This window comes from Nonomuraea sediminis, from assembly GCF_018531495.1.
In the GTDB taxonomy this organism is placed as follows: Bacteria; Actinomycetota; Actinomycetes; order Streptosporangiales; family Streptosporangiaceae; genus Nonomuraea; species Nonomuraea sediminis.
On sequence record NZ_JAHDTI010000007.1, the window covers coordinates 51867 to 74081 of the forward strand.

The 22215-nt window shown below is 72.2% G+C and carries 23 protein-coding genes and 1 pseudogene; 10 read left to right on the forward strand and 14 right to left on the reverse strand.

What is annotated here, in order from left to right; translation table 11 throughout:
* The first annotated feature begins 30 nt into the window (after positions 1-30).
* Genes KIK09_RS28690 through KIK09_RS28700 form a run of 3 tightly spaced genes read left to right on the forward strand, consistent with a single transcriptional unit; the run spans position 31 to position 2319 of the window.
* On the forward strand, positions 31-969 hold the full coding sequence (locus KIK09_RS28690; RefSeq protein WP_214322503.1) for an LLM class flavin-dependent oxidoreductase: 939 nt from the start codon (positions 31-33) through the stop codon (positions 967-969).
* Positions 966-1631: an alpha/beta fold hydrolase gene (locus KIK09_RS28695; protein ID WP_214322504.1), complete on the forward strand. Its 666-nt coding sequence runs from the start codon at positions 966-968 to the stop codon at positions 1629-1631. The genes KIK09_RS28690 and KIK09_RS28695 overlap by 4 nt, the downstream gene beginning before the upstream one ends.
* Before the next feature lie 4 nt (positions 1632-1635).
* Positions 1636-2319 carry a winged helix-turn-helix transcriptional regulator gene (locus KIK09_RS28700; protein ID WP_214322505.1) on the forward strand — a complete coding sequence of 228 codons (684 nt, stop codon included), beginning with the start codon at positions 1636-1638 and terminating at the stop codon, positions 2317-2319.
* Between the two features lies 1 nt (position 2320).
* On the opposite strand, the gene KIK09_RS28705 is transcribed toward KIK09_RS28700, so the two are convergent.
* Both KIK09_RS28705 and KIK09_RS28710 read right to left on the reverse strand, forming a co-directional pair.
* On the reverse strand, positions 2321-2992 hold the full coding sequence (locus KIK09_RS28705; RefSeq protein WP_214322506.1) for a response regulator: 672 nt from the start codon (positions 2990-2992) through the stop codon (positions 2321-2323).
* Positions 2980-4062, reverse strand: coding sequence for a sensor histidine kinase (locus KIK09_RS28710; protein ID WP_214322507.1), 1083 nt, complete (start codon positions 4060-4062; stop codon positions 2980-2982). The genes KIK09_RS28705 and KIK09_RS28710 overlap by 13 nt, the downstream gene beginning before the upstream one ends.
* Positions 4063-4142: 80 nt before the next feature.
* Here KIK09_RS28710 and KIK09_RS28715 point away from each other — a divergent pair, with 80 nt between their 5' ends.
* A complete protein-coding gene (locus KIK09_RS28715) occupies positions 4143-5108 on the forward strand; it encodes an AF_0692 family protein (RefSeq protein ID WP_214322508.1) in 966 nt (321 codons plus the stop codon).
* Here KIK09_RS28715 and KIK09_RS28720 read toward each other — a convergent pair.
* The 4 genes from KIK09_RS28720 to KIK09_RS28735 all read right to left on the reverse strand — a co-directional run bounded on the left by KIK09_RS28720 (position 5077) and on the right by KIK09_RS28735 (position 8112).
* Positions 5077-6306 (reverse strand): RNA polymerase sigma factor, encoded by a 1230-nt coding sequence (locus KIK09_RS28720; protein WP_214322509.1) that lies wholly within the window; start codon positions 6304-6306, stop codon positions 5077-5079. The two genes, KIK09_RS28715 and KIK09_RS28720, sit on opposite strands and share 32 nt — an antisense overlap.
* Positions 6303-6638, reverse strand: coding sequence for a YciI family protein (locus KIK09_RS28725; protein ID WP_214322510.1), 336 nt, complete (start codon positions 6636-6638; stop codon positions 6303-6305). Before KIK09_RS28725 ends, KIK09_RS28720 begins: the two co-directional genes overlap by 4 nt.
* Positions 6639-6723: 85 nt before the next feature.
* The gene (locus KIK09_RS28730; RefSeq protein ID WP_214322511.1) at positions 6724-7110 is read right to left on the reverse strand and encodes a tautomerase family protein; all 387 of its coding nucleotides are present in this window, start codon (positions 7108-7110) and stop codon (positions 6724-6726) included.
* Positions 7111-7128: 18 nt separating this feature from the next.
* Positions 7129-8112 (reverse strand): quinone oxidoreductase family protein, encoded by a 984-nt coding sequence (locus KIK09_RS28735; protein ID WP_214322512.1) that lies wholly within the window; start codon positions 8110-8112, stop codon positions 7129-7131.
* 79 nt (positions 8113-8191) lie between these two features.
* Between KIK09_RS28735 and KIK09_RS28740 the strand changes: the two genes are divergently transcribed.
* Entirely contained in the window at positions 8192-8731 is a 540-nt protein-coding gene (locus KIK09_RS28740; RefSeq protein WP_214322513.1) for a CGNR zinc finger domain-containing protein, read from the forward strand.
* Between the two features lie 56 nt (positions 8732-8787).
* Positions 8788-9060: pseudogene (locus KIK09_RS58035) on the forward strand (DUF4118 domain-containing protein); the annotation flags it as partial.
* A gap of 474 nt (positions 9061-9534) precedes the next feature.
* On the opposite strand, the gene KIK09_RS28750 reads toward KIK09_RS58035, so the two are convergent.
* Positions 9535-10623, reverse strand: coding sequence for a sensor histidine kinase (locus KIK09_RS28750; protein ID WP_214322514.1), 1089 nt, complete (start codon positions 10621-10623; stop codon positions 9535-9537).
* Positions 10616-11251, reverse strand: a complete 636-nt coding sequence (locus KIK09_RS28755) for a response regulator (protein WP_214322515.1) — start codon at positions 11249-11251, stop codon at positions 10616-10618. The genes KIK09_RS28750 and KIK09_RS28755 overlap by 8 nt, the downstream gene beginning before the upstream one ends.
* 94 nt (positions 11252-11345) lie before the next feature.
* Between KIK09_RS28755 and KIK09_RS28760 the strand changes: the two genes are divergently transcribed.
* On the forward strand, positions 11346-12803 hold the full coding sequence (locus KIK09_RS28760) for an alpha/beta hydrolase (protein WP_214322516.1): 1458 nt from the start codon (positions 11346-11348) through the stop codon (positions 12801-12803).
* Positions 12800-13876, forward strand: a complete 1077-nt coding sequence (locus KIK09_RS28765) for a serine hydrolase domain-containing protein (RefSeq protein WP_214322517.1) — start codon at positions 12800-12802, stop codon at positions 13874-13876. Before KIK09_RS28760 ends, KIK09_RS28765 begins: the two co-directional genes overlap by 4 nt.
* On the opposite strand, the gene KIK09_RS28770 is transcribed toward KIK09_RS28765, so the two are convergent.
* Positions 13873-14499, reverse strand: a complete 627-nt coding sequence (locus KIK09_RS28770) for a TetR/AcrR family transcriptional regulator (protein ID WP_214322518.1) — start codon at positions 14497-14499, stop codon at positions 13873-13875. The genes KIK09_RS28765 and KIK09_RS28770 overlap by 4 nt on opposite strands.
* Positions 14500-14579: 80 nt before the next feature.
* Between KIK09_RS28770 and KIK09_RS28775 the strand changes: the two genes are divergently transcribed.
* Positions 14580-16760 carry a S9 family peptidase gene (locus KIK09_RS28775; protein WP_214322519.1) on the forward strand — a complete coding sequence of 727 codons (2181 nt, stop codon included), beginning with the start codon at positions 14580-14582 and terminating at the stop codon, positions 16758-16760.
* Positions 16761-16768: 8 nt separating this feature from the next.
* Positions 16769-18004 (forward strand): serine hydrolase domain-containing protein, encoded by a 1236-nt coding sequence (locus KIK09_RS28780; protein WP_214322520.1) that lies wholly within the window; start codon positions 16769-16771, stop codon positions 18002-18004.
* Here KIK09_RS28780 and KIK09_RS28785 read toward each other — a convergent pair.
* The 5 genes from KIK09_RS28785 to KIK09_RS28805 are packed head-to-tail and all read right to left on the reverse strand — an operon-like array spanning position 17958 to position 22069.
* Positions 17958-18368: a hypothetical protein gene (locus KIK09_RS28785; protein WP_214322521.1), complete on the reverse strand. Its 411-nt coding sequence runs from the start codon at positions 18366-18368 to the stop codon at positions 17958-17960. The two genes, KIK09_RS28780 and KIK09_RS28785, sit on opposite strands and share 47 nt — an antisense overlap.
* 47 nt (positions 18369-18415) lie before the next feature.
* Complete coding sequence (locus KIK09_RS28790) at positions 18416-19549, reverse strand: NAD(P)/FAD-dependent oxidoreductase (protein ID WP_214322522.1); 1134 nt, start codon at positions 19547-19549, stop codon at positions 18416-18418.
* Between the two features lie 23 nt (positions 19550-19572).
* Positions 19573-20337: an amino acid ABC transporter ATP-binding protein gene (locus tag KIK09_RS28795; RefSeq protein ID WP_214322523.1), complete on the reverse strand. Its 765-nt coding sequence runs from the start codon at positions 20335-20337 to the stop codon at positions 19573-19575.
* Positions 20334-21179, reverse strand: a complete 846-nt coding sequence (locus tag KIK09_RS28800) for an amino acid ABC transporter permease (RefSeq protein ID WP_214322524.1) — start codon at positions 21177-21179, stop codon at positions 20334-20336. The genes KIK09_RS28795 and KIK09_RS28800 overlap by 4 nt, the downstream gene beginning before the upstream one ends.
* A gap of 2 nt (positions 21180-21181) precedes the next feature.
* The gene (locus KIK09_RS28805) at positions 21182-22069 is read right to left on the reverse strand and encodes an ABC transporter substrate-binding protein (RefSeq protein WP_214322525.1); all 888 of its coding nucleotides are present in this window, start codon (positions 22067-22069) and stop codon (positions 21182-21184) included.
* Positions 22070-22215: the final 146 nt, after the last annotated feature.

A 22215-nucleotide genomic window follows, 5' to 3' on the forward strand; every position in this document is an offset into this window, starting at 1 on the left:
AAACAGGAAGTACTGCCCTAGTCTGGGGCCATGACTGAGATCGGTTTTCTGCTGCCCACGCGCGACCGGATCGCGCTCGGCGACCACGACGTCGGATCGCTGGTGGAGCTCGCGTGCCTGGCCGAGGAGCTCGGCTTCGACTCCGTGTGGGCGGGCGACAGCCCGGTGACCAGGCAGCGCGCCGACGTGCTGACACTCCTGGCCGCCATCGCGGCCAGGACCGGACGGATCACGCTGGGGACCGCCGTGCTGCTCGCGGGGCTGCGCCACCCGATCCCGCTCGCGCACCAGCTCGCCACGGTGGACAGGCTCTCCGGCGGCCGGCTGGTCGCGGGCCTGGGCGCCGGGTTCCCCAACCCGCGCACGCAGGCGCAGTTCGACGCGATCGGGGTCGACTACAGGACCCGGGTGAGCCGGCTGGAGGAGACGATCGCCGCGATGCGCCTGCTGTGGTCGGGGGAGGAGGTGTCCTTCGAAGGGCGGCACTTCACCTTCCACGACGTGCAGGTGGCGCCGCGGCCGGTGCGGCCTGAGGGGCCGCCCGTCTGGCTGGCCGGCGGCGGCGAGGCGGCGCTGCGGCGGGTGGCCAGGCTCGCCGACGGCTGGCTGCCGTACCCGCCCGCCTGGCAGACCTACGCCGACGAGCTGGCGGTGATCAGGACCGCGGGCGGCGCGGCCGCCACGCCCGCGCTGTACGCGACCGTGTGCCTGGATGACAGCCCCGACCGCGCCCGGCAGCGGATGCGGACCAGCATCGAGCGCTACTACGACGCCTCGCTGGAGACGGTCGGCGCCATCCAGGCCATGTACGCGGGCACCCCGGCAGGCGCGGCGTTCTGGCTCGGCCGCTACATCGCCGCCGGCGCCCGGCACCTCGTGGTCCGCCTGGCCGTCGAGGACCACGACAAGGCGCTGGTCGAGTTCGCCGAACGGGTCCTGCCGCTGCTGCGCGAGGAGGAGACCCGATGACCGCCTTCATGCTCGTCCACGGCGCCTGGCACGGAGCCTGGGCCTGGGACCGCGTCGTCCCCCTGCTCGGCAGGACGCTCGTCCCCGAGCTGTCGTCCGGAAGCCAGGTCGGGCTGGCCGACCACGTGGCTGAGGTGGTGGCCGCGCTGGACGCGGCGGACGAGCCGGTGGTCCTCGTCGGCCACAGCTACGGCGGTCTGGTGGTACGGCAGGCCGCCGACACCCGCCCCGGCCAGGTCGCGCACCTCGTGCTCGTGGAGGGGTGGGCGGGGCCCGACGGCGCGAGCCTGTTCTCCCTGGCGCCCGCGTGGTTCCGCGACGCCCTCCAGGCGAGCGCGGTGGACGGGGAACTGCCGCCCTGGCCCGCCGTACAGGTGGGCATCACCGACCCGGACGACGCGCGGTGGGTGGAGGAACGGATGCGCCCGCACCCGCTGCGGACCTTCACCGACGCCACCCGCCTGACCGGCGCGGTCGACCGGATCCCTGGCACGGGCGTCTACGGGATCGAATCGCGCATACCGTTCGCCGACTTCGTCCAAGCGCTCGGCTACCGGCCGGTGCCCATCGTCGGCCCACACGACGTCATGATCACCGATCCGGCGCTGCTCGCGGATGTCCTGCTCAAGGTTCGGGATCAGGAAGTGCGCGCATTACAGTAGTGAAGTGGACCAGCGATCGTACAACCAGTTCTGCGCCACCGCCCGCACCCTGGACATCATCGGCGAGCGGTGGACGCTGCTGCTGGTCCGCGAGCTGCTGACCGGCCCCAAACGCTTCGGCGACCTGCAGAAGAGCCTGCGCGGCCTGGGCACGGGCCTGCTGTCAGCCCGGCTGAAGCACCTCGAACGCGAGGGCCTGGCCCGCCGCGTCACGCTCCCGCCCCCGGCGCGCACCCCCGCCTACGAGCTCACCGAGGCGGGCCGCGAGCTGGAGCCCGCCGTGATGGCCCTGGCCCGGTGGGGCACGAAGTGGGCGATGGGGGAGCGGCACGAGGAGGAGTCGTTCCACCCGGGCTGGGCGGTCCTGGGGATGCGCTCCTGCTTCGTCCCCGAGGCGGCGGCCGGGCTGCGCGCCGTCTACGAGTTCCGCGTGGACGACGAGCTGTTCCACGTCGACGTCGACGACGGCCGCATCGACACCGTGCACGGCCCGGCCCAGCGCCCGGACGTCGTCGTGGAAGCCGGCCAGGACGTCCTGGTCGGCATCGCCGCCCGCCGTACCACCCTCGCCGAGGCCCTCGCCGACGGCACCGCCCGCGCCACCGGCGACGCCCGCCTCCTGCACGCCCTCGGCGAGCTGTTCGTCTGGCCCCCGGCGGGCGACCGCACCCCGGACAACAGCGGGTGAGTCACCCCGCCCGCATGCTGATCCCGTGCACGACCAGGGCCAGCTGGACCCGGTTCGCCAGGCCGGTCTTGGTGAGGATCCGGGAGATGTAGCCCTTCACGGTGCCGACGCTCATGTGCAGCTCCGCGGCGATGTCCGCGTTCGCCTTGCCCTGGCCGACCGCCACGGCGACCTCGCGCTCGCGGACACTGAGCCTGGCCAGCATCCGCTCGGCGTCGGCCCGCCGCCGGGCCTGCTCCTCGGGCACGAGGTGGGCGATCAGTCGACGGGTGACCGAGGGCGACAGGACCGGCTCGCCCGAGACGACCCGCCGGACGGCCTCCACGATGCCCTCCGGCGGGGTGTCCTTCAGCAGGAACCCGCTCGCGCCCGCCTGCAACGCGCCGAACACCAGCTCGTCGGCGTCGAAGGTGGTCAGGACGAGCACGTGCGGCGGCTCGGCGCGCCCGCGCAGCAGCCGGGTGGCGTCGATGCCGTTCAGTCCTGGCATCCGGAGGTCCATGAGCACCACGTCCGGCGCGTGGGCCTCGACCGCGGCCGGCACGTCCGCGCCGTCGCCCACGCCGCCGACCACCAGCAGGTCGTCCGCGCCCCTGAGCATCAGCGACAGCCCGGATCTGACCAGCGGGTCGTCGTCCACGATCAGCACGCGAATGGGGCTCACAGCGGCCATGGTAGCCAGACGATCAGCCGGAACTCGCCGTCGGACGCCCCTGCCCGCTCCACCTTGCCGCCCGCCAGCGCGGCTCGCTCCCTCAGCCCGGCCAGCCCGGACCCGGCGCCGTCGGCGCGTGTGCCGTCCAGCGGATTGCGTACCTCGACGGTCACGCCCTGGCCCGCCGTACCGTCGAGCCGGACCGTTACGGGACGGCCGGGCGCGTGCTTGCGGGCGTTGGTGAGGCCCTCCTGGACGATGCGGTAGGCGGCCCGGGCCGTGGCGGCGGGCAGGCGGAGCCCGCCGCCGTCGAAGTCGATCCGCATGCCGGCCCCGCGCGACTCCTCGATCAGGGCATCGAGGTCGTCCGGGGTCTCGCGCAGCACCGAGACGACGGCGCGCAGCTCCTGCAGTGCCTGGTGCGCGTTCGAGCGGACGACCCTGGCGGCCTCGTTCACCTCGCCGGGGTCGGCCTGCGCGTTGAACTCCAGCGCGCCCGCGTGCAGCGCCAGCAGCGACAGCCGGTGCGCCAGCACGTCGTGCATCTCGCGGGCGATCGCCAGCCGCTCCGTCTGGCGGGCCAGTTCCTGCTCCGCCTCCGCCCTGCGGGCTCGCTCGAGCAGCGACAGCATCAGCTCGCGGCGGGCCCGCGCGAGCATTCCCCATCCGGTCAGCGCGCACCCGAACAGCACCGCGACCAGCGCCCACACCGCATAGGGCGCCACCCCGGGCGGGCGCAGCCAGAACCTGGCCAGCGTCGCCGCCACCCCCGCCGCGCCGACCGCCATCGCCACGGCGGGCCTGCGGTAGAGCGCGGCGACCAGCGTCGCGATGCCCGCCGCCACCGAGGCCGCCGCCGCGGGCACCGACAGCGCCACCACGGCCAGCGCCACCGAGGCAGGCCACCTGCGCGACCACCACAGCAGCACGCACGCCAGGGCGCCGCCCACCACGTCCGCGAGCAGATAGGCGCCGCGGTCACCCCACACGACCGCGGCGGCACCGGCCACCGCGCAGACGAAGCCGCCCACCGCCACCGCTCGGTCCCTGCGGGTGCGCGGGGGGCCCGGCCGTACATCTGGAAGCATCTCCCGATTGTCACCTGGGTTGCCACGGTCCGGACTTCGGTCAGCAGCGCGCGCCTGCCTCCGGCGGCCACCGTTGGACCATGAATCCCCGTTGGGCCGCGCTGATCCTCGCGGTCATCACCCCGCTCGTGGCCGAGTTCACGCTCGGCAACCCGTCGATCCGCCAGATCTGGCTGCTGCCGCTCTGGATCCCTCTCTACGGCGCGGGCACCGTCCTCATCCGCGAGCTGGTACGGCGGGCGGGGACCGGCTGGCGCGGCGTCCTGCTGCTCGGCGCCGCCTACGGCGTCGTCGAGGAGGGCCTGGCACTGCAGGCGCTCAGCAGTCCCACGCTGTACGGCGCGGCCGGCTGGGCGCCGCGGATCCTCGGCTTGAACAGCGCCTACGCCGAGCTCATGATCCCCTACCACGCGGTGTTCAGCGCCGCCATCCCGATCCTGCTGGTCGACCTGATCTTCCCCGCTCTCCGCGACCGCCCCTACCTGGGGCGTCCTGGGATGATCGTGACCGGGGTGATCTTCGTGCTCGGCGCCCTGCTGGTACGGCTGAGCGTCCCGCCGGCCATGGACCCCGGATACCAGGCGCCCGCCGTGGTCGTGGTGGGTTGTGTGGTGGCCGTCGCGGTACTGGTGGTGGCGGGTCTGGTGGGAGCTGCGCAGCCGGGCGGCTCGTGGCCGGTCCCCGCCTGGGGCGCCGCGGTGTTCGGCGGTGTGGCGGCGTTCGCCTACCTGGCGCTGCTGTTCCCCTTCGGCGGGGCGGCCCACCCCGCGTTCACCCGCGGCGCGTGGGTGTGGGCGCCAATGGCGGCGGCCGCGGTGCTTGGCGTGGGCGCCGTCTGGCTGCTGCGCCGCCGGCGGCTCGGCGACCTGGAGCTCCTCGCCCTGGCCGGTGGGGCGCTGGTCGCGCACACCGCCTTCGGCCTGATCGCCAACGCCGACACCCCGGCCGACCGGCTCGGGCTCGCCGCGCTCGGCGTGGTGATGGTCGTCCTGCTGGTGCTCCTGGGCAGCCGCGTCAGGGCGCGAGCAGTTCCGCTGCCCGGGTGACGAGGGCCCGGCGTTCCGACTCGCCGTGCGTCCGCTCGGCCGCCTGGAGGAAGAGGGTGGCGGCGCGCTCGCTGTCGCCCGCGCGGGCCGTGAGGTCCGCCTCGGCGGCCAGGGCCAGCGGGTAGTTGTCGAGGGCGCCGCCCCTCCTGGCCTGTTCGAGCAGTTCCAGCCCGGCGGCAGGCCCGTGGGCGTAACCGTGGGCCACGGCCCGGTTCAGCTCGATCACCGGGCTCGGCTGCAGCTCGGCGAGCCGGTCGTAGCAGCCGGCGATCCTGGCCCAGTCCGTGTCGTCCGCCGTCTCGGCGGTGGCGTGGCAGGCGGCGATGCGCGCCTGCAGCTCGTACGGCCCGCCGTACTCCTGCCCGTCGTCCAGGGCGGCGAGGATGGTCACGGCCTCGGCGATCGCGGTGTGGTCCCAGCGGGAGCGGTCCTGGCCGGCGAGCGGCACCAGGTCGCCGGCGGCGTCGCGGCGGGCCTCGCGCCTGGAGTGCTGCAGCAGGAAGAGCGCGAGCAGCGCCGCAGCCTCGGGCTGCGCGGGCATGAGCCGCGCCAGCAGCCGGGCCAGCCGGATCGCCTCCTCGGCGAAGGCCGGTTCACCGTCGGCGTTGTAGCCGTGGGTGAACAGCAGGTAGAGCACCGCCAGCACCCCCGGCAGCCGCTCGCCCAGCGCCGCCCCGCCGGGCACCCGGTACGGGATCCGCGCGTCGGCGATCTTGGTCTTGGCCCTGGTCAGCCGCCGCGTCATGGCCGACTCGCTGACCAGGAACGCGCGCGCGATGTCCGCGGTCGGCACGGCGCAGATCGTCCTGAGGGTCAGCGCCACCCGCGCCTCCATCGCCAGCGCCGGATGGCAGCAGGTGAAGATCAACCGCAACCGGTCGTCCACGACCTCCTCCTCCGGCTCGGGCTCCTCGGTAGCCGCGGTCACGGCCAGCACCGCCAGTTCGCGGAGCTTGCGCTGCTCGACCGAGGTACGGCGCAGCACGTCCAGGGCCCGGTTCCGGGCCACCGTCATCAGCCACCCGCCCGGGTTGGCGGGCACCCCGTCACGTGGCCACCGCTCGAGGGCCGTGGCCAGCGCCTCCTGCGCGCAGTCCTCGGCCAGGCCCCAGTCGCCCGTGACGCGGATGAGCGTGGCCACGATCCGGGGATAGGCGTCGGCGGCCGCGGTGGCGGCCGCCTGCGCGGGATCGGTCACTGCTCGAAGTCGGCCAGCGGTCGGATCTCGAGCCGCCCGCCGCGTGCCATCGGGTGAGTCCGCGCGACCTCGATCGCCTCGTCAAGATCCGCGCACTCGAGCAGATCGAAGCCCACGATCACCTCCTTGGTCTCCGTGAACGGCCCGTCCGCGACCAGCAACTGCCCATTGCGCACCCGCACGGTCGTGGCCGCCGACTTCGGCGCCAGCACGCTCCCCTGCAACCGCCGCCCGGCGGCATCGTTCTCGGCGACCCACACATCGATGTCCGGCTCGGGCGCGGTATCGGTGTCAGGCTCGCCATCCGTGCAGACGAACATCATGTACTTCATCGCTGTCCTCCTCGCTCTGCGCTGTCACCATCCTGACGAACGCCCCCCACCGATCCGGACAGCCCTCCTGAAATTCCTCAGGCTCCTACGGTGCGTACTGGGCGATGCCGTTGCCGAAGGACCAGTCGAGGGGTTCGTTCTCGGTGATGGTGACGAAGATGTTGCGGGGGTCGGTGCCGGCGTACTGCTGGGCCAGGTCGGCGATTGTGCGGTAGAGGGACTGCTTCTGGGCCGGGGTGCGGCCTGAGCGCATGGTGATGGCGATGAAGACGAGGTCGTCGTCCCGGTGGATGCCGAGGTAGCCGTCGTCGTAGCGGAACAGGCGCTGGGGGCCGTCGTGGCCGTTGAGTACCTGGAACAGGTCGTCCGGCGGGATGCCGATGGCCTCCACCAGGGCGTCGTGCACGGCCCGGCCGAGGGCCTCCAGGCGCTTGTCGTCTGCGCGGAGGGCGTCGATGCGAACGAAGGGCATGGGTTACGTCCTTTCAGATCAGACTCCACCGTACATACTAGTAGGTACAGAATCCATGGTGAGGACGAGCTTGCCCCTGGTGGTGCGCTGCTCCAGGCGTCGGTGCGCCTCGGCGGCCTGCTCCAGGGGGAATCGGGCCTCGATCGGCACCCGGTAGGCGCCCGAGGCGATCCGGGCCGCGATCTCCTGGAGGTCCTCGCGGGGTACGTAGCCGTGGTTCATCAGGTTGGTGAGCTGGAAGCCGCGGATCGTGGCGTTCTTGGGATAGAAGTCGCGCGTGTCGATCAGGCTCGGCTCGAGCGCGACGTTGGCCAGGGCCACGACGCGCCCGCCGTAGGCGACCTGGCGCAGGCTCTGGGCGAACACGGGCCCGCCGACCGCGTCGATCACGACGTCGGCGCCTCGGCCGTCCGTCAGCGCGGCGACCTCCTCCTCGCCGGTCGCGGGAACGGCGCCGAACGAGGCGGCCCAGGCGGCCTTCTCCCGGGTCCCGGCCACGGCGATGACCCGGGCGCCCGCCTCGGCCGCGACCTGCACGGCCGCGGTCCCGACCCCGCTGGCGGCGGCGTGGACCACCACGGTCTCACCCTTGGCGATCCCGGCCAGGCGGTGCAGGCAGTACCAGGCGGTGATCCAGACCGACGGGACCGCGGCGGCCACCGTCAGGTCGACCTCGTCAGGCAGCACCGCCAGGTGGCCGGCGGGGATCGCGGCGAGTTCGGCGTACAGCTCGCGGCCCAGGCCCATCACCCGCTGGCCGGGGAGGACGTCCGTCACGCCTTCGCCCACCGACACCACGGTCCCCGCCCCGTCCATGCCGGGGATCAGGGGCGGCCGCCTGGCCCGGTGGTAGGCGCCCGACCGGATGAGCACGTCGGCGCGGTTCACGCTGGCCGCGGCCAGCCGTACCAGTACCTGGCCTGGGCCCGCCACCGGATCGGGGGCTTCTCCCGGCACCAGGACCTCGGGCCCGCCGAACTTCTCGATCCGCACCACGCGCATGTCGACTCCTGTCACTTGTTGAAGGGGTTACATCCTGCGACACCTGTTGAATCGGTGTCAAGCGGGTATGATCGGAGGCATGTTCCCCTTCATCGGCGGGCGGCCGAGCCTGAACTTCGTCGCCACGCTGGGCAGGCGGCACGCCGTTCCGGTCGAACGGCTGCCCGATCCTGAGGCGTTGCGGCGGTGGATCGGCCAGGCCTACGGACCGGCCGAGCCGTACGAGATCTCCGCGGCGGACCTGACGGAGGCCCGCACCCTGCGTGAGGCGCTGTACCGCGTCCTGACCGCCGCCATGCGAGGGCAGCGGCCGGACCCGGGCGATGTGGCGGCGGTCAACGCGGCCGCCCGGCCACCGGACCTGACGCCCCAGCTCGGCGAGGGGGACGTGCGCTGGCGGGCGGACGAAGGCGTGCGGGCCGCGCTGTCGGCCGTGGCGCGCGACGCCATCCTGCTGGCCGGCGGGCCGCTCATGAAGCGGGTCAAGAAGTGCGAGAACCCGGACTGCTCGCTGCTGTTCCTCGACGACTCCCAGGCCCGGCGCCGCCGCTGGTGCTCCATGGAGCGCTGCGGCAACCAGGCCAAGGTCGCCGGCTACCGCGCCCGCCGATCCGGCTGACCCCGGCGGGGCACGCCTCGGTGACCTGGCATGATGGCCTGAGGGGGTAGGTCGCGATGCGCCATTACCTGGGCACAGATCTCATCGTGCTGCTGCTCGCGCTGGTGGCGCCGCTCGTCGTGTCGCTGGTGCTGCTGCCGTTCCGCGACGGGGTGCCGAACACCAGCGTGGCGTTGATCATGGTCGCGGTCGTGGTCGCGGTGGCCGCCCTGGGCAGGCGCGTGGCGGGCGCGGTGGCCGCGGTGTCGGCCGCGCTGTGGTTCGACTTCTTCTTCACCCAGCCCTACCAGGAACTGGCCATCTCCAAGGCGGCGGACCTCCAGACGGCGGTCCTGCTGCTCGTGGTGGGTCTCGCGGTCTCGCAACTGGCCGCCTACGCCCGCAGGCTGCGGGTGATCACCATCACCGACGCCGACTACATGCGGCGCATCCACGACACCGCCGAACTGGCCCAGTCCTCCTACGGCGCCGACACGGTGGTCGAGCACGTCAGGGGCCAGCTCACCGAGGTGCTCGGCCTGCGCGGCTGCCGTTTCGAGTACGGCAGCCTGCTCGGTCACCCGCCGCGCCTCGACCAGGACGGCAGCGTGGCCTGGGGCCGCAGGCACTGGGACGCCGACCGGCTCGGCCTGCCGGAGACGGAGGTCGAGCTGCGCGTCGTCGGGAACGGCCACTACTACGGGCGGTTCATGCTCGACCCGACCCCCGGCAACGTCCCGCTCCTGCAGGCACGCCTGGTCGCGGTCACCCTGGCCGACCAGGCCGGCGCCGCCCTCGACATCGCCTCCCGCTTACGGGCGCCTTCAGTACGGCAGGCGGCAGACGACCCGCCAGCCAGGCCCGTGCGGGCCCGCCGTGACCACGCCGCCGAGGGTTCCGGCCCGTTCGCGGAGGCCGTCCAATCCGGTGCCGCCGCCGCGGCGGGACCGGGGGCCGCAGGCGGCGCCCGTGTCGGTGATCGACACCTCCACGGCGGGGCCTGGGACGCGGGTGACGGACACGGTCACCTGGCTCGCCGTACCGGCGTGACGGCGGACGTTCGTCAGCGCCTCCAGGACCGTGTGGTGGACCATGGCCTCGAGCTCCCGCGGCAGCTCGAGCCCGGGATCCAGGTGCAGGGCCGCGTGCGCGGTCCCGGTGGCGCCGAAGCGGCCGACCAGCCCGGGCAGGTCGGCCAGGCCGTACACCCGGGTGGGCGGCGGGTCGTCGTCCGGCAGGCGCAGCACGCGCACGGTGTGGTCCATCGACGCCAGCGCCCGCAGCCCGGCCTCCTCGATGCGGCGGTAGGCGGCCGGGTCGAGCTCGCCGAGCTGGGCCGCCTGGGCCTCGAGCACGATGCCCGTCACCTCGTGCGCCACGAAGTCGTGCAGGTCGCGGGCCACCTCCAGGCGCTGTGCGCGCCGCGCCTCGACGACCGCGCGGGCGCGCCGTAGGTCCAGCGAGCGCAGGTAGAGGCCGACGCCGAGCGCGCCGCCGAGGCAGGCGGAGGCGACGGCCACCCCCGTGAGCGACTCCGTCCAGGTCGGCACGGGCAGGCGCAACGTGGAACGCAGGGCGAACCCGGCCATGGCCGCCTCGATGGCGAGCCCGGCGACCACGACCTCGAGGACCGGCCTGCAGCGGGCCAGCCTGGCGGTGAGCACCAGCAGGCCGCCCACCTCCACGACCCCCAGCACCGACGCGAGCCCGAGCGGCCCCCGGTGCAGCAGGCCGGCAACCAGCGAGAGGGCCGACAGCGCGACCACGATCCACACCCGCCTGGGCGGCCGGATCGCCGCGGCCACCGCCGCGGCGGCCGAGCAGCCGATCGGCAGCGCGCCAGGCTGCATCACCAGCGTCGGGACCAGCACCGCCACCACGGCGGCGCCGTACCACAGCCACCGCTCACGCATCGGCCGCGTAGCCCATCTCCCACGCCTTGATGGCGATGCCCACCCGGTTACGGACGCCGAGTTTGCGCTGGATGCTGGCGATGTGCGTCTTGACCGTGCCGGGTGAGATGAACAGCTCGGCGGCGATGTCGGCGTTGGTACGGCCGGCCGCCACCTGCCCGGCGATCTCGATCTCGCGCATGGTCAGCGGCGTCCGGTGGGTCGCCGGGGAGGGCGCCGCCAGGTGCCGCAGCAGGCGCACCGTGATGGACGGGCTGATCAGGCTGTCGCCCGCCACGGCCGCCCTGACCGCCTCGACCAGCAGCGCGGGGCCCGCGCTCTTGAGCAGGAAGCCCGAGGCGCCGTGGCGCAGCGCCGGATAGACGTACTCGTCGAGGTCGAAGGTCGTCACCACGACGACCTTGGTGGTGCTCCCCGACAGCCGCCGCGTGACCTCGAGCCCGTCCATGCGGGGCATCCGGATGTCGACCAATGCCACGTCGGGCTCGAGCGCACGGACCGCGTCGAGCGCGGCCACGCCGTCGGGCGCCTCGCCGACCACGCTGAGGTCGGGCTGGTGCTCGAGGATCCGGCGCATGCCGCGGCGGACCATCTCCTGGTCGTCCGCGATGAGCAGCCGTATCGTCACGGGTCGCAGTTTGCCACGGCCGCTACCAGGTCCGATATCGGCCGAATGGCAGATGTGGGGGCCGGCGGCCGCCACGGATTCTGGTGGCGTGTTGATGAACCTCACTCTTGCGGCCGCGTTGAGCCTGACGCCGCCCGCCTCTCACGAAACGCTCACCTGGGGTCCGTGCCCTCAGGATCTGGCGGCCGAATGCGCCAAGGTGACCGTGCCGCTCGACTACGGCGACCCAGCCGGCCGTACCATCCAGATCGCGATCTCGCGCGTCCGGGCGAGCGACGCCAAGCACCGCAGGGGCGTGCTGCTGGCCAATCCCGGCGGGCCCGGCGGACCGGGGCTGGCGTTCGCGGCGAGCCTGAGCCCGGCCATGAAGCAGGTCGCGGCCCAGTACGACCTGATCGGCTTCGACCCGCGCTTCATCGGCGACAGCACGCCCATCACCTGCGGTACGGGGAGCGGCCAGGTGTGGCAGGGCTCGCCCGGCTTCGAGCGCGCCGGGTTCGAGCAGGCGGCACGGCAGGTGCGCGACATCGCCAAGCGCTGCGGAGCTCGCGCGGATGTGCTGCCCCACGCCACCACCAGGAACGTCGCCCGCGACATGGACTCCATCCGCGAGGCGCTCGGCGAGCCGAAGCTGTCCTACTACGGCGTGTCCTACGGCGCTGACCTGGGCGCGGTCTACACCCAGCTCTTCCCCGACCGGGTCGACCGCTTCGTCCTGGACAGCTCGACCGACCCTGACGCGACCCAGTACGAGCTGTTCCAGCGCACCGGCCCCCGCAGCGAGGCGGGCCTGGACGAGTGGGCCGCCTGGACGGCCAAGCACGGCTACGGGCTGGGCGGCACCGGCGCCCAGGTGCGCGCAACGGTCACCCGGCTGCTCGAGCGCGCCGCGCGCGAACCCATCCGCGTCGGCGACGCCACGGTCGACGAGCACCGGCTGCCCCTGGTGCTGTCGCAGCTGATCCAGCAGCAGGACGAGAACGACGCCCTGGCCAGGACGGTCCGCGACCTGGTCGACGCCGCGGACGGCAAGAAGGTCACGCCCGATCCCGCGCTGGCCCGGATGCTCCAGCTGCTGTCCATGAAGGGGCCGGTGGCCGACCGGTGGATGGCCGGCCAGCTGGCCGTGCTGTGCGACGACGGTGGCTGGCCGGCCGGCGGCTGGCCCCGCGGCCAGGAACGCTACTGGCACGATATCCAGCGCAGCCGCGCCACCCAGCCCGTCTTCGGGGCGCTGGCCAACGCCATCACCCCGTGCGCCTACTGGCCGCTGCGGCCGCGCGAGTCAGGGACCCGGATCGGCAACCGGGTACCCGTTCTCATGGTGCAGGCCCGCCGCGACGTCAACACCGTCTACGACGGCGCCCTGGCCCTGCACCGCAAGCTGGCGGGCTCCCGCCTGGTCACCGCCGACCTGCGCGCCCACGGCGTCTACACCCGCCGCGCCGAGGGCTACGAGCCGAGCCTGTGCGCGGAAAGGCTCGTCAACTCCTACCTGGCAGGCGGGCCGCTCCCCGCCAAGGACGTCGACTGCGGCAAGGAGGACAAGTGATCGCCGCCCTGGTCATGGCGCTCGTGATGAGTACGGCGGGCCCGCTGCAGCAAGACGTGGGCGCGATCAAGGCGACCGGCGTCCTGGCCGAGGTCCAGACCCCGCAAGGCGCGCGGACCGCCAGGAGCGGGGTCGCCGAGCTGGGCTCCGGCCGCCCGGTCCCGTGGAACGCCTACTACCGCGTCGGCAGCGACACCAAGACCTTCACCGCCACCGTTGCCCTGCAACTCGTCGGCGAGGGCAGGCTCGCGCTGACCGAACCGGTCGGCAAGTGGCTGCCCGACCTGGTCCCCGACCGGCGCATCACCGTCGAGGACCTGCTGCGGCAGACCAGCGGCCTGCACGACTACCTCGAGGACCTGCCCATCGCCCAGGACCTCACCCCCAAGGGCTACCTGAAGAACCGCTTCACCTCCTACCCGCCGCGCCGGCTGGTGGAACGGGCCGTGCGGAAGCCGGCCCGGCCCGGCTGGAGCTACTCCAACACCAACTACGTCCTCGCCGGGATGATCATCGAGAAGGTGACGGGACATCCCTGGGCGCAGGAGATCCACCGGCGCATCCTGGAGCCGCTCGGGCTGCGGCACACCTTCACGCCCGGCACCTCCGCCTACGTCCCTGAACCCACGGCCAGGGCCTACACCTACTTCCCCGGAGCCGGGGACCCGGTCGACACCTCGCTGTTCGCCGTCAACGGCGCCGACGGCGGCATCGTCAGCACGCCGCACGACCTGGCGGTGTTCCTGCGCGCGCTCATGGGCGGCCGCCTGCTGCGACCGGCCCAGCTGGCCCAGATGAAGCAGACGGTCGAGGCCAAGGACTGGATCGACGTCCCCGGCGTCAGGTACGGCCTCGGCATCGCCTGGCGCCCGGTGCCCGGCTGCCCCGACGGCATCTGGTTCCACGGCGGGACGAGCTTCGGCACGGTCTCCGAGAGCGGCGTCACCCCCGACGGCTCCCGCGCCGCCGCCACGGCCGCCTTCACCTTGCATTTCAGCAAGGCCCAGCAGGCCCAGGACCGCGCCGCCCGCGCCCTCGTCGATCACGCCCTCTGCGCCCCCGGAGAGCGCTAGGGGAGCTGGGCGGCGCGGAGGATGAGGTCGACGCCGAACTCGAAGGCCTGCTGCTGGGTGAACTCCGGGAGGTCGTCGCCGAAGGAGCGCATGATCGGGTAGCGGTCGGCGGGCAGGTCGCGCAGGGACGAGCGGACCTTGCTCCAGTGGTCGGCGTCCGCGTCCCAGGCGCTGCGCTCCTGATACAGGGCCGCGCTGCCGACGGTGAACCTGACCAGGCTGGCCGCCACGCCCACCGCGGTCCTGCGGTCCATCCCCGTGCCCAGCAGCAGCATGTAGATCACCTCGCTCAGCCGCAGGTCGGCCTCGCCGCCCGAGCCCGCCTTGATCAACGCCCGGTGCTCGGTCAGCAGCCGGAAGTACCCGGTCATGACCCGCCTGACGCCGTCGAGCCCGGCGTCGGGCGAGTCGGGCAGCTCCAGGCCGGCGAGCAGGTGGTCGTAGAGCGCGGCGAGGATCTCGTCCTTGCCGCGGAAGTAGGTGTAGAGCGCCATCGGCCGCACCCCGAGATCCTGGGCCAGCCGCCGGACGGTCACCGCCTCGAGCCCCTCGTCGTCCATCAGCCGGATCGCCCGCTCCACGATCAGCCGGTGACTGAGGCTTCCCCGCGGCGCTCTTGGCATGTCCGGTTCCCCAATCCTGGCGTGCATCTTCGTGGTCGCCTACCAAGCGTATCTCGTACTGTACATGTACGTTTCATGGCATGACCGACATGAGCGACAGATACCGCACCGCTGAACTGCTGCTCGGCCACAACAGGGACAGGCTCGTCCGTGGCGGGAAGGTCAGGCCGGTCTGGGACCAGGGCCGGTTCTGGTACCGCTCCGAGGGGCGCTTCCACCTCGTCGACCCGGCCGCGCGCACCAGGGCCCCGGCATTCGACCACGAGCGGCTGGCGGCCGTCCTCGGCGGCCTGCCCACGTCGATCGCGCTGGCCGACGGCGCGGTGGACCTCGACGCCGACGGCAAGCGGTGGCGCTGCGAGCTCGGCACCTACGCCCTCACCGAGCTGCCCGCGCGCGGCCCGCTCGACGTGGTCTCGCCCGACGGCCGCTACGCCGCCTTCCGCAAGGGGCACGACCTGTGGCTGCGCGAGCTGGAAACAGGGCTCGAACATTCGCTCACCACCGACGGCACGCAAGAGCGCGCCTATGGCGTCAACCCCGACTCCGCCGCGATGCGGACGCTGGCCCGCCGGCTCGGCCTGCCGTACCTGCCGCCCGTGGTGCTGTGGTCGCCCGACTCGCGCAGGCTGGTCACGCACCGGCTCGACCAGCGCGGCGTGCTGCCCATGCACCTGGTCGAGAGCGCGCCCCCCGGAGGCGGCCGGCCGGTGCTGCACACCTACCGCTACCCGCTGCCCGGCGACGAGGTGCTGCCGCGCGGCGAACTGGTCGTCTTCGACGTGGCGACGCGCACCGCGGTGCGGGCCAAGGCCGACCCGATCCTGATCCCGTACCTGTCGCCGATCTCGCTCGGCAGGCTGTGGTGGGACGAGGCCGTCCACTACCTGGAGCACTCGCGCGACCTGCGTACGCTGCGCCTGCGCCGCCTCGACCCCGGCACCGGCGAGGTGCGCACGCTGGTCGTGGAGAGCGGACGCACCAGGGTCGAGGCCACCCAGCAGTTCGCGCACCGCCCGATCGTGAAGGTGATCCCCGAGGGCGTGCTGTGGTACTCGCAGCGAGACGGCTGGGGCCACCTCTACCTGTACGGCGAGCGGCTCGTCCGGCTGACCGCGGGGGAGTGGTCCGTGACCGACCTGCTGCACGCCGACGCGTCGGGCGTCTACTTCACGGCCGCCGGGCTGGTGCCCCACGACCCCTACCTGCGGCAGGTGTGCCGGGTGGGGCTGGACGGCACCGGCTTCACCCGCATCACCGACGACGACCTGGACCACGCGGTGAGCGTCGCCGACGACGGCTCCTGCTTCGTCGACTCCGCCTCGGCCGCGGGCGTCCCGCCGGTGGTGACCGTACGCGGCTGGGACGGCGAGGTGCTGGTGGAGCTGGAACGCGCCGACATCGACGGGCTGCTCGAGACGGGCTGGCGGCCGCCCGAGCGCGTGCGGGTCAAGGCCGCCGACGGCGAGACAGACCTGTACGGCCTGCTGTACCTCCCGCACGGCTTCGACCCCGCCGGCTCCTACCCGGTCGTCGACCACCCCTACCCGGGACCCCAGATGAACCGGGTCCAGCCCACCTTCGACCCCGGCACGTACGGTTACGACGCCGAGGCCGTGGCCGCGCTCGGCTTCGCCGTACTCGCCCTGGACGGGCGCGGCACCCCGGGCAGGAGCAAGGACTTCCACGACGCCTCCTACGGCGCGCTGGAAACCGCCGGCCACCTGGACGACCACGTGGCGGCCCTGCGGCAGCTCGCCGCCACCAGACCCTGGCTCGACCTGGAACGCGTCGGGATCTTCGGCCGCTCGGGCGGCGGCTTCGCCACGGTCAGGGCCATGCTCGACCACCCCGACGTCTTCAAGGTCGGCGTCGCCGAATGCGGCAACCACGACCAGCGGCTCTACCACGCGCTGTGGGGCGAGAGCTACCAGGGCCCCTACGACGCCGAGGCCTACACCCGCGCCGCCAACCCCGAGTTCGCCGACCGGCTGCGCGGCAGGCTGCTGCTCGTCCACGGCGAGCTGGACGACAACGTCACGCCGCACCTGACGATGCGGCTCGTCGAGCGGCTCATCGCCGCCGACAGGGACTTCGACCTGCTGATCGTGCCGGGGGCCGAGCACGCCTTCATCGGCTTCGAGCACTACGTGACCAGACGGCGCTGGGACTACCTCGTCCGCCACCTGCTCGGCGTCACGCCGCCGTCCGGGTACCGGCTCGCGCCGGTCCCCTTCGACCCTTCGTCGCTGTTCGGTTAGGAGACCCCATGGACCGGATGATCCAGCAGCTCGCCGCGTCGCTCGGCGTCGTCGGCGCCCAGGTCGCCGTCGCCAGGGGCGACACCGTGCGCTCCTACGCGACCGGGCTGGCCAACGCCGAGCTCGGCACCCCGGTGACCGACGACACGCTGTTCCAGATCGGCTCCACGACCAAGGTCCACACGGCCGCGCTGGTCATGCTGCTCGGGATCGACCTCGACGCGCCGGTGCTGGGCGCGATCACCCCGAGGCACCTCATGTCGATGACGAGCGGCCTGGACAACGGGCCCTACGTGGACGTGGCGACCGTGGCCGACTACGTCGACCTGCTCGCGGACATCCCGCCCATCCACGAGCCGGGCGCCGGGTTCGGCTACACCAACGCCTCGACCGTCGTCTCCGGCCTGCTGGTCGAGCAGCGCACCGGCCGCAGCTGGGACGAGGCCCTGCGCGACCTGCTGCTCGTCCCCGCCGGGCTCACCCACACCGCCAGCGTGGCCGACGACCTGCTCTACCACCGGGTGGCGGTCGGGCACGCGGGCGGCGAGCCGGTGCGGCCGTTCTTCTTCTCCCGCGGCCTCGGCCCGGCCGGATCCACGCTCTGCGCCAGCGCCACCGACCTGGTCGCCTTCGGCCGCCTGTTCCTGCGCGGCGGCGGGGGAGTGCTGCCGCCCGCCGCGGTCGAGCAGATGCTGACGCCGCAGGTCGACGTGCCCGCACGCTGCTTCGCCGACCACTGGTGCCTGGGCCCCTACCTGAAGATCTGGGACGGCGTGCGCGTCTACGGCCACAGCGGCACCACGCCCAGCGGGTCCTCGACGCTGCTGTGGGTTCCCGAGCACGACCTGGCCGTGGCGACCGTGGTCAACGTGGCCGACCGCGGCTACCCCTTCGCCGACGCGGTGATCAGGGAGGTGATGCGCTCCGAGCTGGGCATCGCCAAGCCGCCGCTGCCGACCCCTGATCCCGCCACGCCCTTCTCACCCGAGCTGTACGTCGGCACCTACGAGTCCCACGACTCGCGCTACGAGGTGACCGGCGCGGACGGGCGGCTGCACGTCCGGCTGCCGTCGGTGGAGACGGATCTGCTCCCGCTGGGCGAGCACCGTTTCCTGCCCGCCGACGACGCCTTCACCGGCAACCACATGTGGGACCTGGCCTTCGTCATCGGTCCTGACGGCCGCGCCGTACGCCTGCTCAACGGTGCTTTCGCTGCTCGTCGTGCAGCTTCCCCGTCGCGATGAACTCGACCGCGATCCGGTAGAAGGAGGCGATCGACTCGCCGCCCTCGAGCCCGTCGCGGAACTGCTTGCGCACCTTCGCGAACGGGAAGGCGACGCTGCCGTTGGGCAGGTGCACGCCCCAGCCGTCGTCCTCCGACCACTGCCACGAGCCGCCCGTGGCGGCGGCGACGCAGGCGCCGAGGAACGAGCCGAGCACCCCGACCAGGCCGTCGATCTGCTCCGGGTCGAAGCCGGGCCGGGTGCGCCGGCGCTCGATGAAGCCCTCGACCCACTCGACGGACTCCTGGTTGACGCCGAAGTCCACGTCGCTGAGCGGGCCGAGCTTGTCGATGGCGAGCCTGACGTTCGCCTCGATCTCGTCCATTCGACGATGGTTCCATCGGCCTCACCGGCCCGTCGACCTATTAACGGCTAGCGGGTGGTCATGAGCGTCAGGCTCTCGTCCCGTACCGACGTCGCCATCGTCCGGGTCACGCGGTACGAGGTGAGCTCTTCGGCGCTGCCCTCGATGATCTCCTGGGCCGCGAGGCGGCCGAGTTCGGGCGCGAGGTTGACCCCGCTGTGGGTGACAAGGTGGTACAGGCCGGGGGCGTCGGGGTGCGGGCCCACCAGCGGCAGGCCGTCCGCGGGCACGGGCCGGACTCCGAGGCGCGCGCCCGCCAGCCGGGCTGTGCGCAGCGCGGGAAGGACGCGCTGGCCGCCGGCGTGCAGCCGGTCTGCCAGGGCATCGTCGCTCTGGCCGGGCAGCAGCGCGTCGACGGGCCAGGAGATGGAGCAGATCCGGTCTCCTGGGGCGGGACGCAGGTCCACCTCGGGCGTGGCCAGAATGGCGCCGAGCCGAAGACCGGGGATGGGTGTGCTCTCCCCCACCAGTCCGGGGATCCGGGTCATGGGAAGGTCGGTCCCGGCGAGCACGGCGATGCGGTCGGCGTCCGGCCCCGTGCAGTTGACCACCCAGTCGGCCTCCCAGCGCCTGGTGCCGGTCTCCACGCCGGTGACCGTTTCGCCGCGGCGGATCAGGGCTTGCGCGCGCAAGCCGTACCTGATGTCGGCGCCGAGCGTGGCCGCGCGGTCGAGCAGGCGCTGGACGAAGAGCGGCGCGTCGTACCAGGCGCTCTGGTCGTGGATCACGATGTCGCGGGCCGTGCAGGCGGCGGGATCGACGGCGGGGGCGAGCTCGCGGAGCTCGGACGGGTCGGCGATGCGGCAGGGATGCCCCCATGACTTGAGGCGCAGGGCCCGTTCCCTGAGCCCCTGCTGGCTTTCGTCACTGTCGCCCCACTGGATCGCGGGCATGGGATGCCGCCAGGACGGGCCACCGAGATCCTCGGCCAGCCTGGCGTGCAGGGCGGCGCTGTCGCGGTTCAGCTCGTAGTAGGTGCGCGGGGTCTTCAGGTGGGTGACATCCATGGCGAAGGTCGCGCTGGAGGTTCCTGCGGCGGGGCCGCCGGCTTCGATGACGACGACCTGAGCGCCTGCGGTGGCCAGGTGGTAGGCGACGGAGGCACCGAGGACTCCGGCGCCGAGAACGATGACGCGGGACACGTGGAGATCTTTCCTTCGGGGGATCAGAGAACCTTGCTGAGGAACGCCCGGGTGCGTTCGTGCCGGGGGTCGCCGAGCACGGCGGCGGGTGGCCCGGATTCCACGACGACCCCGCCGTCCATGAACACGAGGGTGTCGCACACCTCGCGGGCGAACCCCATCTCGTGGGTGACGATGATCATCGTCATGCCGTCCGCCCGCACCAGGTCGCGCATGACGTCCAGCACCTCGCCGACGAGCTCGGGGTCGAGGGCGGAGGTCGGCTCGTCGAAGAGCATGAGGTCGGGCCGCATCGCCAGCGCGCGGGCGATGGCGACGCGCTGCTGCTGGCCGCCGGACAGCTGATCCGGACGACTGTCCGCCTTGTCGGCCAGTCCGACCCTGGCCAGCAGGTCGTGGGCGCGCTCGCGCACCTCGGCCCTCGGCTCCTTCTTGACCAGGACCGGCGCCATCATGATGTTCTCGAGCGCGTTCATGTGCGGGAAGAGGTTGAAGCGCTGGAAGACCATCCCGATCTCGCCCCGCTGCGCCGCGATCGCCGTGTCCGGCAGTTCGTGGATCTTTCCGTCACGCTCTTCGTAGCCGATCAGGCGGTCACGGAAATACACGCGGCCGGCGTCGATGCGTTCCAGGTGGTTGATGCAGCGCAGAAAGGTGGACTTGCCGGACCCCGACGGCCCTACCAGGGCCAACACCTCTCCCTGCGTGACCTCCAGGTCGATGCCTTTGAGCACGTCGAGCGTCCCGTAACGCTTGTGCACGCCTTCCGCGCGGATGACAGTCTTCATCTGCTGAACCTGCGCTCGATGTAGTGCTGCCCGGCGTTCAGAACGGTCGTGGCCACGAGGTACCACAAGCACGCCACGGTGAGCAGCGGGACCTGCTGGAAGTTCCTGGAGTAGATGCCCTGGATCGAGGTCAGGAGCTCCGGTACGGCGATGGCGAACACCAGTGACGTGGTCTTGAGCATGGAGACCACCTGGTTGCCCGTCGGCGGGATGATGACGCGCATGGCCTGCGGGAGGACGACCTTGCGCAGGGTCTGGAACCGGCTCAGGCCCAGGGCCTGGGCCGCCTCCGTCTGGCCTGGGTCGACCGAGGTGATCCCCGCGCGCACGATCTCGGCCATGTAGGCCGCCTCGTGCAGCCCGAGGCCGAGCACCGCCGCGGTCAGCTGGGTGATGATCTGGTTGGTGTCGAACTCCACGAACGTCGGCCCCCAGGGCACACCGAGCCCGATCTTCGGCACCACCGCTGACAGGAAGTACCAGAACAGCAGCTGCACCAGCAACGGCGTGCCACGGAAGATCCAGATGTAGAACGCGCTCAGCCCTGCCAGCAGGGGGTTGGGGGACATACGCAAGATCGCCAGTACGCCACCGCCGGCGATACCGACGATCATCGCGAGCACTGTGAGCGCCAGCGTGGTGGCCAGCCCGCGCAGGACGGCGGGGGAGAAGACGTACTCGCCGACCACCTCCCACTGCATGCGCGGATTGGCCAGCCACCCCTGAAGCAGGAAGATCGCCAGGAAGCCGAGGACACCCGCGCCCACCCATCGCCCGGGATGACGGAGCGGAACCGCCTGGATCTGCGCCTGCGAGGCCGGGCGCGTGGTCTCCTGTGTCACGGTCAAGACTCGCCGCCGTTGATCGCGGCCTTGTCGAGCGAGCCTGACGACATCTGCCACTTGGAAAGGATCTTGGCGTAGGAGCCGTTGTCCATCAGTTTCTGCAGAGCCTTCTGGATGGCCTCAGCCAGAGTCTGATCTTCCTTGTTGACCAGGATTCCGTACGGCAGGAAGCGGTAGGGCTGGCCCACCTGCTTCATCCGCCCGCCGGACTGGGCGGCCTGGTAGGTGATGGTGGGCGTACCGCCGATGAAGGCGTTGGCCCGGCCGGTGGAGACGGCCTGCAGACAGCCGACCGTGTCGGGGAAGACCAGCACCTGGACCGCCGGCTTGCCCGCGGCCGCGCACTTCTTGTTCTGCTGCTCGGCGTCGTCGGCCTGGGCGGTGCCTTGCTCGACGGCTGTGGTCTTGCCGCAGAGATCCTCCAGCGACCGGACCGTCTGAGCGTCCTTGTCCTGGACCAGGAGGGAGCTGCTGGTCTTGAAGTAGTCGACGAAGGTGACCTTCTCGCGGCGTTCCGGCTTGTCGAGCATCGCCTGGATGGCCAGATCGTAACGGCGTGCCTGAACGCCGGCGATGAGGCTGTCGAAGCTGGCCTGGTTGAACGTCACCTCGACGCCGAGCACCTGGCCGATGGCCTTCATCAGCTCGGGCTCGAGCCCGATGACCGTCTTGTTGTCCGTGTCGAGAAAGACCAGAGGCGGATAGTTGTGACCCGCCGCGATGTTCAGCGTGCCGCTCTTCTTGATCTTGTCGGGCAGCAGGCCGTACAGCTCCTGGCTCTTCTGCTGTGCCGGGGCGGCCGCCTGGGACGTGCCTCCCGCTGAGCAGGCTGTCACGGACAGGAGTCCCGCCAGGCCGAATGCGGCGGCTGCTTGGGTGAACCGCATGGTGCAGGACACCCCCTCTCGGGTTTAGTGCTGGTTCCTTAAGCACCAATAATGGGGGTCCGTTCTGATACGGCAAGGTGAGCGAGCACGCGCGTTCGCGCACATACTGTTCAGTCGTCCTTATCCTCACTCTTGATCATTACCAG

Bases quoted from the DNA above. Each gene is read 5' to 3' on its own strand.
- KIK09_RS28690 (WP_214322503.1), top strand. From the start codon at position 31: ATGACTGAGATCGGTTTTCTGCTGCCCACGCGCGACCGGATCGCGCTC.
- KIK09_RS28695 (WP_214322504.1), top strand. From the start codon at position 966: ATGACCGCCTTCATGCTCGTCCACGGCGCCTGGCACGGAGCCTGGGCC.
- KIK09_RS28705 (WP_214322506.1), bottom strand. From the start codon at position 2,992: ATGGCCGCTGTGAGCCCCATTCGCGTGCTGATCGTGGACGACGACCCG.
- KIK09_RS28710 (WP_214322507.1), bottom strand. From the start codon at position 4,062: ATGCTTCCAGATGTACGGCCGGGCCCCCCGCGCACCCGCAGGGACCGA.
- KIK09_RS28715 (WP_214322508.1), top strand. From the start codon at position 4,143: ATGAATCCCCGTTGGGCCGCGCTGATCCTCGCGGTCATCACCCCGCTC.
- KIK09_RS28725 (WP_214322510.1), bottom strand. From the start codon at position 6,638: ATGAAGTACATGATGTTCGTCTGCACGGATGGCGAGCCTGACACCGAT.
- KIK09_RS28730 (WP_214322511.1), bottom strand. From the start codon at position 7,110: ATGCCCTTCGTTCGCATCGACGCCCTCCGCGCAGACGACAAGCGCCTG.
- KIK09_RS28735 (WP_214322512.1), bottom strand. From the start codon at position 8,112: ATGCGCGTGGTGCGGATCGAGAAGTTCGGCGGGCCCGAGGTCCTGGTG.
- KIK09_RS28740 (WP_214322513.1), top strand. From the start codon at position 8,192: ATGTTCCCCTTCATCGGCGGGCGGCCGAGCCTGAACTTCGTCGCCACG.
- KIK09_RS28750 (WP_214322514.1), bottom strand. From the start codon at position 10,623: ATGCGTGAGCGGTGGCTGTGGTACGGCGCCGCCGTGGTGGCGGTGCTG.
- KIK09_RS28760 (WP_214322516.1), top strand. From the start codon at position 11,346: ATGAACCTCACTCTTGCGGCCGCGTTGAGCCTGACGCCGCCCGCCTCT.
- KIK09_RS28770 (WP_214322518.1), bottom strand. From the start codon at position 14,499: ATGCCAAGAGCGCCGCGGGGAAGCCTCAGTCACCGGCTGATCGTGGAG.
- KIK09_RS28775 (WP_214322519.1), top strand. From the start codon at position 14,580: ATGACCGACATGAGCGACAGATACCGCACCGCTGAACTGCTGCTCGGC.
- KIK09_RS28780 (WP_214322520.1), top strand. From the start codon at position 16,769: ATGGACCGGATGATCCAGCAGCTCGCCGCGTCGCTCGGCGTCGTCGGC.
- KIK09_RS28785 (WP_214322521.1), bottom strand. From the start codon at position 18,368: ATGGACGAGATCGAGGCGAACGTCAGGCTCGCCATCGACAAGCTCGGC.
- KIK09_RS28795 (WP_214322523.1), bottom strand. From the start codon at position 20,337: ATGAAGACTGTCATCCGCGCGGAAGGCGTGCACAAGCGTTACGGGACG.
- KIK09_RS28805 (WP_214322525.1), bottom strand. From the start codon at position 22,069: ATGCGGTTCACCCAAGCAGCCGCCGCATTCGGCCTGGCGGGACTCCTG.